Consider the following 13,280-nt stretch of genomic DNA (forward strand, 5'->3'; position numbering starts at 1 on the left):
TTTCGCCGTCTGCACTCACAGCATCCACGGCCGGATGCAGTGATACTGCAAGGATGTTTATACCCGCGTCTTTCCGGCAAAAAAGGCCGCCAGCTGCGTTCGTACCGCATTGCGTACGGTCTCGGCATCATCCTCTTTTGCTGTGATGCGGATCAACGCAATACCTGCACTGCGCAAGGCATGTTCCTTGCCTTCATCATTGATATCGGCCAGGTCCGATAACCGGTGGCCACTCCCATCAATCTCAATAGCCACCAATGGCATGAAGTCATCGTCACAGACAAGAACATCGACCCGCTTGCTGTTGATGGCGCTGTGTGCGCGCTTGTCCGGGTTACGCAGAAATTCTCCGAGACACACCTGAGCCAGAACACGCTCTTTGCGTTGCCGCTCTAGAACTATGCCAAGCGCGGCCAGATAGGCCATGCGTTCCAGGCGGTTGCAGACTTTCTGCTTTTGATAGCTGTTGGCAAGGATGATACGCAGATTTTCTTCTGCCCGAGTCTTACGATAGTCCTGGTAAGAAGCTGTTTTTTGCTGTTCTTCGGCAGAGTTCTTCGATCTGCTGCTCTTTGCAACTATGACAAAAAACACTATCAACACTATCAGAACAAGGAGGACAATTTCCATTTTGCAGAACCTCTCTAGCGGTCATCCCGCAGAACATCTGGGACGACCTTGCCGCACGCACCCTGCGCCAATTCAAGGCGGGCGGCGAAGTCGCCGCGCTGGACAGCCTCATCGCCGACGGCGCCGCGCTCTTGCGCCAACACTTTGGCAAACCCGACGACCCGCACGGCAACGAACTGCCCGACAACCCCGTCATCATCGAATAAACCGGCGGGATTGCGATAAAAAAGCGGCAGGCATGATGGCTGTAATGTTAAGATTTATTCGCAATTACATTCACAGCCGGAGTTCCCCATGCGCCAACCCTTCCCCGCCCACCTGTCCCGCAAACCGCTCATCAGCCTGACTTCCCTCGCCATGCTCGCGCCTGTCGCCTTCGCGGCATCGGGCGAGCCTGCGACGTTGGCGCCGGTCGTCGTCAAGGCCGAGCGGTCGCTGGAAACCAACTACACCATCCCCGCCAGCATCTCGGCTACCGGACTGGACCTCACCCTACGCGAAACGCCGCAGTCCATTTCCGTCATGACGCAAAAGCGCATGGAAGAGCAACAACTTAATAGCGTGAGTGAAGTTATTGCGCACGCCCCTGGCATCTATTTCCAGAAATATGGCAACAGCGCCGACGGCTATCACTACTACATCTCCCGCGGATACCGCATTGACAACGTCAATATCGACGGACTTGACGCCAGCGGAGACGGCTCCGGTTACGGCCTGTCCCTGCACAATACCGACAGCGCCGTTTACGAATCGGCGAGCGTCGTGCGCGGTTCGACCGGCTTGAGAAACGGCATCGGCGATCCGGGCGGCAATATCCAGATGCAGCGCAAACGCCCGACCGCCGAGCCGCATTTCAGCATTGATGTTGGCGCGGGAACATGGGGACATTACCGCACCGTTTTCGATGGCAATGGCGCCTTGAACCACAACGGCAGCCTGCGTGGTCGCGCGGTTGCCATCTACGACCGCGGCGGCCTGTGGCAGCGCCGCGCCCGGCAAGATGGCAAAACCCTCTACGGCATACTCGAATACGACCTCACCCCGCAGACGATGGTCAGCGCAGGGCTGCAACTGAGCGACGTACACAGCAAACACTCGACGCCCGGCTCCTTCTCCTCCTGGTATGGCGATGCAGACAGCGGCTACCGTCTGCTCTTGATGCAACCGCGCGACAACAACGCCGCGGAATGGTCATACAGCAAGCGGCGTCGCAGCGAAGTCTTTACCCGACTGGAACACGATTTTAATGACGACTGGAAACTCAGCGCCGCCTATAGCTACCGCTTCGGCAAGGCCGACAACCACTACGGCATCGGCGGCAGTTACGACGTTAAAGCCGACGGCAGCGCGCAACTCGTCACCATCAAAGAAAACTTCCATCCGACAGAGCACGCCTTCGATATGCACCTTGATGGAAAATACCCGCTCTTTAGCCGCCAGCACGAATTCCAGATGGGCATCAGCCATAACGACTACCGCGATGGCAAAAACGCCAAATACGATACCCGCGCCGATGACCCCGTGGATGACCTTTTCGCCTTTGTACGCGATGGCAAAATTGAGCGGCCGGAAAACGAATTACTGGGTTACGGCACCAATAAAAAACAAACCACTTCCCTGTATGGCGCGACCCGCATCCATCTCAATGACGATTGGGCATTACTTGCCGGAGCGCGTCTCACCAACTGGAAAAGAACCGGATACGATTTCCGCAATGACTACATTCCGCGGGTGCGTAAAGAAAACGGCGTTTTCACCCCCTATCTGGGGCTGACCTACGATTTCACCAACAACCTCACCGCCTATGCCAATTACAGCACCATTTTCCAGCCGCAGGACAATGAGGACATAAACCACAACCCGCTGGATCCGGAAAAAGGCGCGACTTACGAATTGGGCGTCAAAGGCGCATGGCTGGATGACCGCCTGAATGCTTCGGCAGCGGTATTTGAAGTGCGCAAGGACAACCTTGCCGTCAAAGCGGGCAAACACGCCGACGGCTCGGACTACTACCGCGCCGAAGACAACACCAAAGGGCGTGGCTGGGAGCTGACCCTTTCCGGCGAACCGCTACCGGACTGGCGCGTGGACGCTTCCTATACCCGTACTAAAATTGAAGACCGCACAGGCGCGCGCCTGAAAACCGATGCCCCGCTGCATTTATTCAAAGCATTCTCCAGCTATGACGTGAATGAACAATGGACGATCGGTGGCGGCATTAACTGGCAGAGTAAAATCTTTGCCAAAAGCGAGATTGATGATCCCGTCGGAATTGTTGCCAACACACAAAAATCCTATGCCACCGTAGACCTCATGGCGCAATACCGGCCGACAAAAAACCTGCGCTTTACCCTCAATGCCAACAACCTCTTTGACCAGAAATACAAAACCATTCCCGATGCGTTAAGTTTCGGCGCGCCGCGTCATGTGATGGCGACATTCCGATACGAATTTTAGGGGCGCGTTGACAATTGATACATCCCCCTCCCCCGCTTCGCAGGGGAGGGAAATTCAAATTGCAAACACGCCCTAAATATTGAAGCATCGTTTCTTACCGTGCGGGCAAAGGACTGCCACGCGAAAAGCGGGTGGTGCTACACTGCGTCCATATCATCCCAAGCGGAGAAAAACATGACGCTGCAAAATGATTTCCACGCGATGGTCGAATATGCGAGCAAAGCCCCTTCCGGGCATAACACCCAGCCGTGGTTTTTTACCCTTGGCGCGGATGCCATCACGATTACGCCCGATTTCAGCAAACGCCTGCCGGTGGTGGATCCCGACGACCGTGAACTCTTTATCAGCCTGGGCTGCGCCGCGGAAAACCTGCGCATTGCCGCCAACCATTACGGCTATGCGACCACGACCGCAGTCAGCGCGGCAGGCACAATTACCGTCCGCCTCGACAAACAGCCCGGCGCGCAGCTGGATCCGCTGTTCGCACAGATTCCGCTGCGGCAGACCAACCGCGCGCGTTACGACGGCCGCAACATTCCGCAGGCGCTGCTGGACGGCATACTCGCCGCCGCACAAAGTGACGACACCGTGCGTCTGCGCGTCTGGGACAAAAACGCGCCGCAATTCGCGCAACTTACGGAATTGGTCATGGACGGCAACCGCGCCCAGTTGGGCGACGAAGCCTTCAAGCGCGAGTTGCTCTCCTGGATTCGCTTCAACAAAGCGCACAGCGAGCGCACCCTGGACGGCCTGAGTTACGCGGTGATGGGCGCGCCCAACCTGCCCGCGTGGATGACCAAACCGATTATCCGGCTCGCGCTGAAGGCGAACGCGCAGAACAAGGCCGACGGCAAAAAAATCGCTTCCGCCTCGCACCTGCTGCTGCTTGCGACCGATGACGACACCATCCCCGCGTGGATTGCCGCAGGCGCCGTGCTGCAACGCCTGCTGCTGCTCCTGACCGAACAGGGCATTGCCAGCGCCTGGCTCAACCAGCCGTGCGAAGTGGCAGAGCTGCGCGCCCGCCTTGGCCGCGAACTCGCCTTGGGCGGCCAATACCCGCAGTTGCTGCTCCACCTGGGCTACGCCGCGCCGCTGCCTTATGCCAAACGCAAGCCGGTAGAAGCAGTCATCCGGGAAGCGTCGTAACCGCACGGGGCAGAAACCGCCCGCAGCGCGACAACGGAAAAGCACAACCCCGTAATCATCTCAACGAACATTGCCATGCTTGCCGCCATCACCGCCCTCGCGCTGTTTTTCAGCTTCCTCGCCGCGTTTTACGGCTACCTCGCCGCACCGCAACAGCGCCTTTTGCCCGCGCCGTTACCGTGGCGCTACGCGGGCGATATGGCGTGGCGGGCGGCGTTGGCAGCGCTGCTGCTGTGGGTGTCGCGTTTTGGCGGTTACGGCGTGTTGGTCGCCATCGCCGCCGTGCTGGTTGGTCTGGGTGTCTTGCCGCTGCTCGCATTGATGCGGCGTTTTGCCTGGCGTGAATGGCTGTTGGGCGGCGCCGCGCGTCCGGACGGCTGGGGCAGGGCGCTGGCCGCGCTTTGTCTGGGGTTGCCGTTGGCGCTTTTTTGCTGGCTGCCGTTTTTGCGCGGCCTGCCGCCCGCCATGCGCGGGGAGGCGGGCGCGTTTTTTGTGTGGATGGTCGGCATTTCCTGGCTGGCGCTCTGCGGCGGCGTGTATTTCCTGCGCAATGCGCGTAGCGCCTGGCGGCTGCTGTTTTGCGCCAATCTGCTGGCGGCGCTGTTTTTCGGCTTGACGGCATGAAAGTCGCGAGCCATCTGCTGAAAACGCATTTGCCGCTGCACACCTGGTGCGGCGTGGTGAGCGCGCTCTTTCTCATCGTCTGTTTTCTCGCGGGCGCGCTGACGCTGTTTCTCGACGACTTGAACCGCTGGGCAGCGCCACCGCCGCCGTCGGTCATGCCCGCGCCCGATGCGCGACAGCAGGCGCAGTTGCTGGATTACATGGCGGCGCATCCTGAAATCACGACGACATTCACCCTGCATCTGCGCACGACGGCGGATGCCCCCGCGCCGCTCTCCTGGGAGCGGGACGGGGAACAGTTCTGGGCGACGCGGGATGTCAACGGACAATGGCGCCGTTTTAGCGCGCCCCTTCCGGCCTTGGGCGAGGTGCTGGACGATTTGCACCGCACGGCGGGCATTCCCGGCGCGGTGGGCGGTTACACGATGGGTGTGGTCGCCGTCTTGTATGCGCTGGCGCTCATTTCCGGCACGGTGCTGCTGTTGCCGCGCCTCAAGCGGCAGCTTTTCGCCTTGCGCCCCGAAGGCGGCCGCCGTCGCGCCTGGCTGGATTTGCACAACCTGCTCGGCCTCACCGCGTTGCCGTTTCATCTGGTGATCGCCATCACGACTGCCGTGTTCGTTTTCTATGCGCCGCTGGAGCAGGCGATGCGGGCGCTGTCGCCCGCCGCGGACACGGACGTCGCAGAAGCCGCAAGGCAGGGCGAATTGCTGCCTCCCGCCACGCTGCTTGCCCGTGCGCAGGCGTTCGCCCCCGCATTGCAGGCGGAGCGCATGGTTTTCGATGCGCTCGATGACCGTGCGGAAGCGCTAGTCGTGGTTCTCGGCGGGACAGCCACCGGCGGGCGCAGACTGTATGTGGCGCTCAACCCCTACGGCGGCGCGCTGCGCTACCGCAACAGCGGCGGCAGTTTTTATCACGCCGCCAGCGATGCCTTCGCCGCGTTGCACTTCGGCAACTACGGCGGCTACCCGCTGCGCTGGCTATATTTCGTGCTGGCGCTTGCGGGAGCGGTGCTGTTTTACACGGGCAACCTGCTCTGGCTCGGCAAACGCGCACGCGGCGAGCGGCGCGACGTGCGGCTGCTGGCGGCGCTGACCGTCGGCACCAGCTGCGGCGCTATCTGCGGCATGGCGACAATGCTGCTCACCGCACGCTTTCAGCCGCTGCTGCCGCTTGCTGCAGAAACACTGGCACACGCCAGCTACTATCTGCCGTTTCTCGCCGCCAATGCGTACGCGCTGCGACGCGGGGCGGGGGCGACGGCCGCGCTGCTTTGCGTCTCTATCGCGCTGCTCTGCGCCATACCGGCGACGACCGGACTGGCCGTGGTGGGATGGCTGCCGTTTGTGCCACGGTTGTTGTTGCCGGTGGATGCCACGGCGCTCCTGCTCGCGCTCACCTTGTATCCGTTTACCCGAAAAGCCCGCTAGGGCGTGTTTGCAATTTGAATTTCCCGCCCCTGCGAAGCGGGGGAGGGACGGGGCTCCCCTTGAAAAAGGCGGACGCCTTTTTCAAGGGAACCCGGGGAGGGGGGGTGAAAACCGCGTAGCGACCGCATTCAAAACGAAATGCAAACAGCCCCTAGGCATGGAATGGATTGATGATTTGCAGACTTTCAACTGTGAAACCGTGCTGCATGTCTTCCGAGTAGAGGACGCGACAGTTCGACTCAATGGCTACCGCAACAATCATGGCATCGTAGATGCTGAAATGATGCCTGCGCGCAAGGTTCAGCCCCAAACGATGCACACTCAGCGTTAGCGGCCGGATAATACAAACCGGCATCAGCGCTTGCAGGAAGTCATCGATTTCCTCCCAAGCCATCTGCCACTTGCGTCGCATCACATTGCTGACCTCGTTCAGTACCTGCACACTCACGACGCCCTTTTGGCTCAACAACCGGGCCGCTGTTTCAGCCTTTGCTTCTTCAGCCGAGAGCAGATACAGCACCACATTGCTGTCAAAGGCGATGTCAGCGGGCATGGGCTTCTTCACGGTCAAAGACAAACCCCGGTGGCATGCGCCCGCGAAAATGACGGATTCGTTCGAGAAAGGCCAAGTCTTCATCGGTCGTTCTGCGGATAGCAAAGGTATTGGCGTCAGCAACCAGGATCTCAATATCGTCCCCCTCTTTCAGTTGCAGTGCCTGCGCTACGGCGGCAGGGATGCGTACTGCCAGGCTGTTACCCCACTTGGCCACTTGCATAATAGGCTCTCTATTGGATGGATATACATGGAAAATTGTATATCACCCGGAATAAAAAAGGAGCCTTGCGGCTCCTGGGTGCTACCACCAGATGTTTTTGTAGGTGGTTGCGAGGGGATGTGGTGGTGGTGACCGATCTACGGTTGGTTGCTGTGGTACGTCTTCCCACAGGTCTTCCGGTCTGAGTGCCGACATGGCTGACGGGATGTTTTCCCGGCGGCAGTCAACAGGAGCGGTAGTGACCTGCATCAGTGTCTGCGCAGCAGGATGTGCTGTATCAGGCTCATCCCATGTTTCATCAACCGTGATGTGGGTTGATGGATATGCCGTTTCCGCATAGTCCCACGCATCATCGGTTTGCCTCTCGGCGTCGTTCTCCGGAATGCCTTCTGCCTTCGTGGTACCGGTTTCAGCAGGAAATTCCGGGAAATCCGGCGAAATACTTTCTGCTGTGGGGTAGTCCCAGGCATCATCCGAATCCTGGTGAAGGTGGGAGTTTTCTGGCAGTTCCGCCGGGGCATTTGCGGCGATGTTTTCCAGTGATGCGGTTGCGGAAACTTCCGTCTCCGCAATATCCCATGCATCCTCCGGGCCGATGATCGTGTCGGCAAAAGGTTCGGCGATCAGGTCTTTATCGGCAGGCATTGCCGCAGCAGCCTTTTGCTCCGCTTCCCACATGGCGGTGCCTCTTTTCCAGCCTTCTTTGAAAGCGGCACGGCTGCCGGGGTCGGTAATCAGCGCGATCAACACTTGCCAAAAAGTGATGTGCCTCTCTGGGGCGATGTCTACAGTGTTCATGTGGATGTCTCCGGTTGAATGCGAAGACATCAAGCCCCGGAGGGCATAATGCCCTCGCGGGTGGGGAATGCGGTAGCAATCCGTAGTTTGCTGGCTTTGAAAAATGACGAGAAAACAGGCTATTTTTTGTTTTTCTCGTCTAGGTTATTAGCCCGGATAACTAAATATCCAAAAATTATCATTCCTACCGCAACTACGTATAAGGTGATTTGAGCGATCATTTCTCGTCCTCCCTTTTTTCAGGATAATAATGGCTACTCGCCATAACAATATGGTAGTAATAAGGGCAAACATGGCGTTCAGTATACCCGTACGGACAAAGAAGAGCTGTCCAATGACCATAAGGGCGAGACCGTTGCACGCGGTTGCAATTAGTTTGCGCTGTTCAAATTCCATGGCCATCAGTTTGGCCATAAAAAATGCAACAACTTTGGTTAACTTCATATTTTCTCCATAGGATTAACAACAGGAGAAACCTTCCGCAAGGGTCGTTTCCCCCTGCGGGTTAAAGGCGCGATGCCCGTGGTGCCGATGCATTTGCCTCATCGGCTGAGTGTCGTCACACCCAAAGGTGATACCGGCATTTCAGACGACTTTCGCGTGTTGTCACGCTATGCGATTGCGCCGGCGCTTGTGCGGTTTATCGTCTCGCTTGACACTGCGTCTGAATATAGCCCTTTACCTGCGCCCAGTCAATCTTCCAGCTCAATCAATCAGTTATGGTATGCAAGGTGTTATATGCATACAAAAAAGGAGCCTTACGGCTCCTTGGTGTTGCTTGCGAGGAAGCGAAGATACCATGCCCCGTGAGAGCATAATGCCCTCGCGGGTGGACTGTGTCCCTACGATTTATTGCCGCCTTGCTGCTGTTTCCTAGCTTTGTTGTCGAAATACAGCAGTACACATGCCACAATAATCATGATTAGACCGAAAGCGTTGATTACGTTCATAGCTGCCTCCTATGGGCTAAGGATTAATGGCTACCGAGAGCAGCCATAGAAAAGTTACTATTATTGCCCCAATTAGAGAAGGGTTTTCTCTAAAAATATATTGGGCAAAAACCAGCAGACTAAGATTCGCCAAACTTGTAGCGATATGTCTGCGAGTATCTTGTGTCATCGGGAAAAACTTGATCTTCAACCTTGTTTTAATCCTACGCAAGATATTTCGGAATAATCTTCTCATAGATTTCTCCAGGAGTGTGCAGGAGAAACCTTCCGCAGGGAATGTTTCCCCTGCGGGTGATGGGCACGTTGCCCGTAGTGCCGATGCATTTGCCTCATCGGCTGAGTGTCGTCACACCTGCGCCGGCGCTTGTGCGTTTTAAGTTCGCCAACTCTGTTTTGGAATATAGTTCCTTGCCCGCTGACGGTCAAGCCGATTCCCTGGGTCTGGGTCAAGCGATGAATTTGTTGTCGCCTAGGACAGGTGACATGGGAATGTGCTTTTCTGCGCGCAGCGCCACTATGCGTTGTCCTTGTGTTTTTATTTGCCGGACGGTTTACCATTTTTCCGCCTTGCAGTGGACGTCGCTTCGTCAATGACTGCTGCGTCGACTCCTCTCTTGCCCGCCATCAAGGTGTCGGTAGAGTCAGCGGTTGTCGGTAAGGAGGTATTCGATGCTGCAGACACTGCTTCGCCACATGTATGGCTGTCATTGGCGTCGTTGGCATTGTTCCCATCCCCGTCGTTGTCATGGTTTTGACAGTCGGCACCATGTGGGTGATAGCGGTTGACCGCCCACAGTGTGTCCCGAAAATCCAGGCCGCAGTAGCGCATGGTGTTGTTGATGCTGCGATGACCAAGGTATTCCTGCACGGTACGCAGGCAATGCGTACGGCGCAGCATTTCCGTGGCAAAGGTGTGACGGATACAGTGCGGGGTGATCGGGCACTTCGCCCGGAGAATGCCGTAGGCTTTCACCATTTTGGTCACGATTTCGCAGCTCAGCGGGCTGCTGCCGTCTTTTTTGGCCGAGAAGATATAGGCGTTACGGTCACGGCGTTTGTCAACGCCGCGCGCCGCGAAGTAATCGACCAGTGCAGCAACTGCCGGACGTCCGAGAAAGACGGTACGGTTTGTGCCGCCCTTGCGTGTGGCAATACGGCATTTTGCCAGGTCGTCACTCAATTCGCCGATGCGTGCCTGACGCAGCTCGCAACTGCGTACCCCGGTACTGAACAGAAATTCAAGGATCGCCTGATTGCGTTTCTCGCGCAGCGATGTGGCGAGTCGTGGCAATTCTGCTTCGGTTGGCGTACAGATTTGCAGCATCTGTTCCAGCGGAATATTGCGTGGCAGCAGTTCACCTGTCGGCTTGCCGTGCAATTGTTGCGCCAGCGGCGGCAGGCGATGATGGCGTTCCAAATATGCAATAAAGTCGCGCAGGTTGCAGAGATAGAGATTAAAGGAGGCATTATTGAGGTGGCGCAGCGTGAAAAGAAAGGCTTGTACATGGCTGTAACGCAGCTTGCTGATGCGCAGCTGCGGATGGTTTTCGTGCAGGAAAAGCAGCAATTTCTGCATCATCTCCAGCCTGCGCCGCTGGGTGCTTTCGTGATAGTGTTTGCCTTCTAGGTAATGGCTGTAACCCCGTACGACGCGACGGTAGAGTTTGCCCAAGGGATGCGGTGTTTTTCCGTTGCGGCGCTTCATGGATACCTCCTTGTGCCTGAAAATCGTCACCGGAAAATACCCAACGCCGCGCACAGCAGTGATTAACGAGATTTATAGCCTCCCCATGAATCACGCGGAAACCTGCGAGAGGGTCAACATGTCGCGACAAACAGATTGGTGCTTCGAAACTGCTGCCGATATTGACAATGCGCTTGATACTTACGCCGATTATCTGCGTGATATCGGTGGTCGTAATGATGCCACTATCGCCTGGCACATCCTCTACCTCGGCCGCTTCCTGCGACACGCGCTGTCTCAGCGTTTGACGCCGCAGGTGCTGCGTCCCTCACATCTCGCCAATTATTTGCGCGAGAAACGGCTGTCACATAGCTGTGCCAATAAAACCCGCATCGCGGTTAAAGCCTGGTTCCATTACCTGCTTGATTTGCGCTGTCTGCGCGATAACCCGTTCCAAGACCTGCCTTGCCCGAAAGGGCCGGACAAGTGCTACCGCTTCTACACCCCGCAAGAAATCAACCGACTGCTCGCTGCCTGCGACACGCAGCGGATTATCGGTCTGCGCGACCGCACCATTCTGGAAGTGCTCTATGACACCGGCATCCGCAGTCACGAGCTCTGTGGCCTGCATCTGACCGATGTGGATATGCACAATGCCACTTTGCGGGTCCGGGGGAAACGTCATCGCGAACGGATGCTGCCACTCAACCAGGGTGCCATCACCTGGCTGCGAAACTACCTGACCCGTCGCAGCGAGCTTTTCGGGGAACGGAAAAGTGCCACAGCGGTGCTGTTCCCGTCTTCGCTGACGGGCGGCATGATGCGCAACACCGCCCTGTGGAAAATCGTCAAGAAATACGTCCGTGCCGCCGGAATTGATCCGGCTTTTACCACCCACTCGCTCCGTCACGCTTTTGCCTCGCACCTGATGGAAAACGGAGCGGATTTGCGTGTGGTGCAACTGTTGCTCGGTCATACCGTGGCTGCGACTACGCAGCTCTACACCCAGCTACGCGACAATCATCTGGAAGAACTGCATCGCCGTTACCATCCGCGTGCCTAACGGGTCAACGAGTGGCAGGTCGATGCGATGCATGGCGGATACGGTTTGCACGCGACAGGCGCAGCGACAACACGTACAAAACGATATTGACAGCGGCAACGCGGTGCAGTAGGTTAACCATCAATAGTCATGCGGACTGTAAACGCAACAGAGTCGGCGCCAAGCACAGCGTGGCAACACGTGAAAGTCGTCTGCAATGCCGACATCACCTGCGGGTGAGACGACCCACCTTTTCTCCGTCCCGCTAACCGGGACTTCAACCCAACGGGGTACACCGCTACCCCGTGCAGGGCGTTCGTGTGTACCTCTCTCACGTTTCTTTACAGGAGGAACACACCATGAATGCAACTCAACAACCCCAAGTGACCCATGGTTATTTTGACATCGTGATGTACGCCCGCGCGTACATCAACGAGGCTAAAATTATCACACCGACAAAAGGGCCAAAATACTGCGCCATCAACGCAAGTATTTTGGATGTCGGGGCTGACGGAAAGGCCCAGTACCGCACCATTGACCTGATCGCCAGTGGCGAACAGGTGAAAGGTGTGTTGCGTGCTTTGATGCCTCGCTGGCCTAAGGACCGCATGGAGCACAGCGGCCCCCGCTGGGTCGCCGATATCAATATCGGCAGTATCCGTGCGGAGGCCTACCTGAGAAAGGATGGCAACATAGGTGCCGTCCTGAAAGGGCGGCTGATCAACATCCGTGCCTTGCGGATTGCTGAAGAGCTGATTGTCGGCGAAGAATGGACGGAAAACGTCCTGCCACCGGTTGTAACTGCATCCGGTTTCATCAACCTGATTGACCCTGAAAAGGGCATCGTCAAATTTGCCGCCCAGGACGGCAAAATTAGCGCGTCTGAGACGCGCAACATGACCCTGTCTCTAGCGGGTGAAATCCCCGCCATCCGCGAACTCATTGTCCGTGGTCTCATACCACGCGGCTACGCGCACCGTGCTACCAACCCCCACCTCTTCGCCAATCTGGCCATCAGTGGCCTCTTTTGCGAGGGGTTTAAGGGCAAGGACGGTAAGCCCAGTGCTGCCCTGAAAGGGGTTCTCACCGAGGTGAGATACCTCAAAGCCGATGGCACAGTCCTTGTCACCGGCAAGTCCCGTGAGACAGCAGCTGCTGCCTGACGGTTTCTCGCAACTTCCCACAGGGATACTTCCTGTGGGAAGTGTCCCTGTCTTTTCTAAGGAGAAAACATGGGAAAAATCAGAAGACTGCTGCTCTTCGTGCGCAGGCATTTCTTTCGCCTGAACGAAAAGCAGCGCGACCACATCGCCAAACTGAGCCATTTGCTCGGTTTGGCTTCGGCACTACCGATCATCAGCAAGTTGCTCTCCAATGAGCAACACAGCGATGATTGGCAGGCACTTGGCTGGTTGCTCTATGCACTGGCTTTCGAGATAATCGCGTTGCTTGCCATGAGTAGCAAAAACGAGGAGGACTAATGACCGTCATGGGAATATTTACCGCTTTTATGACGCTCTGCCTGATCGCAGGCATCATCTTGGCAGCTGCGATCCTGTACAAGCCCGAAAAAATGCCTTCTGCCAAACGGTAAAGGCCTTCTGCGGATACCAACAAATCCGATGCCCACCTTTCTCCGGAAAGGTGGCACTTTGCATTGTGCAGACCATCTGCGACAATGCCTCACCGTGACCAAACGGTGTTAACAGATGGCATCGCCGGGTGCCTTCGCTTTGG

13 protein-coding genes are annotated in these 13,280 nt (G+C 57.0%); 7 read left to right on the top strand and 6 right to left on the bottom strand.

The genetic code is table 11. The features are described 5' to 3' along the window. Positions 1-57 precede the first annotated feature (57 nt). Complete coding sequence (locus Q0562_RS03225; protein ID WP_298641078.1) at positions 58-630, bottom strand: DUF2726 domain-containing protein; 573 nt, start codon at positions 628-630, stop codon at positions 58-60. Positions 631-924: 294 nt separating this feature from the next. On the opposite strand from Q0562_RS03225, the gene Q0562_RS03230 reads away from it, so the two are divergent. The 4 genes from Q0562_RS03230 (at position 925) to Q0562_RS03245 (ending at position 6,293) form a co-directional block, all read left to right on the top strand. After that, the gene (locus tag Q0562_RS03230) at positions 925-3,087 is read left to right on the top strand and encodes a TonB-dependent siderophore receptor (protein ID WP_298641081.1); all 2,163 of its coding nucleotides are present in this window, start codon (positions 925-927) and stop codon (positions 3,085-3,087) included. Between the two features lie 174 nt (positions 3,088-3,261). After that, positions 3,262-4,236 (top strand): nitroreductase family protein, encoded by a 975-nt coding sequence (locus tag Q0562_RS03235; protein WP_298641084.1) that lies wholly within the window; start codon positions 3,262-3,264, stop codon positions 4,234-4,236. A gap of 75 nt (positions 4,237-4,311) precedes the next feature. Beyond that, positions 4,312-4,860: a hypothetical protein gene (locus Q0562_RS03240; RefSeq protein WP_298641087.1), complete on the top strand. Its 549-nt coding sequence runs from the start codon at positions 4,312-4,314 to the stop codon at positions 4,858-4,860. Beyond that, entirely contained in the window at positions 4,857-6,293 is a 1,437-nt protein-coding gene (locus tag Q0562_RS03245) for a PepSY-associated TM helix domain-containing protein (protein ID WP_298641090.1), read from the top strand. Before Q0562_RS03240 ends, Q0562_RS03245 begins: the two co-directional genes overlap by 4 nt. 151 nt (positions 6,294-6,444) lie before the next feature. Here the strand turns inward: Q0562_RS03245 and Q0562_RS03250 are convergent, their stop codons facing one another. The 5 genes from Q0562_RS03250 to Q0562_RS03270 all read right to left on the bottom strand — a co-directional run bounded on the left by Q0562_RS03250 (position 6,445) and on the right by Q0562_RS03270 (position 10,522). Continuing rightward, entirely contained in the window at positions 6,445-6,846 is a 402-nt protein-coding gene (locus tag Q0562_RS03250) for a PIN domain-containing protein (RefSeq protein ID WP_298641092.1), read from the bottom strand. Continuing rightward, the gene (locus Q0562_RS03255) at positions 6,836-7,069 is read right to left on the bottom strand and encodes an AbrB/MazE/SpoVT family DNA-binding domain-containing protein (RefSeq protein WP_298641095.1); all 234 of its coding nucleotides are present in this window, start codon (positions 7,067-7,069) and stop codon (positions 6,836-6,838) included. The genes Q0562_RS03250 and Q0562_RS03255 overlap by 11 nt, the downstream gene beginning before the upstream one ends. 81 nt (positions 7,070-7,150) lie before the next feature. After that, a complete protein-coding gene (locus Q0562_RS03260; protein WP_298641097.1) occupies positions 7,151-7,867 on the bottom strand; it encodes a hypothetical protein in 717 nt (238 codons plus the stop codon). Between the two features lie 147 nt (positions 7,868-8,014). Then, a complete protein-coding gene (locus tag Q0562_RS03265) occupies positions 8,015-8,311 on the bottom strand; it encodes a hypothetical protein (protein ID WP_298641099.1) in 297 nt (98 codons plus the stop codon). Between the two features lie 1,041 nt (positions 8,312-9,352). After that, positions 9,353-10,522 (bottom strand): tyrosine-type recombinase/integrase, encoded by a 1,170-nt coding sequence (locus tag Q0562_RS03270; RefSeq protein ID WP_298641102.1) that lies wholly within the window; start codon positions 10,520-10,522, stop codon positions 9,353-9,355. A gap of 10 nt (positions 10,523-10,532) precedes the next feature. Here Q0562_RS03270 and Q0562_RS03275 point away from each other — a divergent pair, with 10 nt between their 5' ends. The 3 genes from Q0562_RS03275 (at position 10,533) to Q0562_RS03285 (ending at position 13,024) form a co-directional block, all read left to right on the top strand. Further along, the gene (locus Q0562_RS03275) at positions 10,533-11,564 is read left to right on the top strand and encodes a tyrosine-type recombinase/integrase (RefSeq protein ID WP_298641105.1); all 1,032 of its coding nucleotides are present in this window, start codon (positions 10,533-10,535) and stop codon (positions 11,562-11,564) included. Between the two features lie 338 nt (positions 11,565-11,902). After that, positions 11,903-12,706: a DUF3577 domain-containing protein gene (locus Q0562_RS03280; RefSeq protein ID WP_298641108.1), complete on the top strand. Its 804-nt coding sequence runs from the start codon at positions 11,903-11,905 to the stop codon at positions 12,704-12,706. Positions 12,707-12,775: 69 nt separating this feature from the next. After that, a complete protein-coding gene (locus tag Q0562_RS03285; RefSeq protein WP_298641111.1) occupies positions 12,776-13,024 on the top strand; it encodes a hypothetical protein in 249 nt (82 codons plus the stop codon). Positions 13,025-13,280: the final 256 nt, after the last annotated feature.

Origin of the sequence: uncultured Cardiobacterium sp. (genome assembly GCF_938028825.1) — a bacterium.
Classification (GTDB): domain Bacteria; phylum Pseudomonadota; class Gammaproteobacteria; order Cardiobacteriales; family Cardiobacteriaceae; genus Cardiobacterium.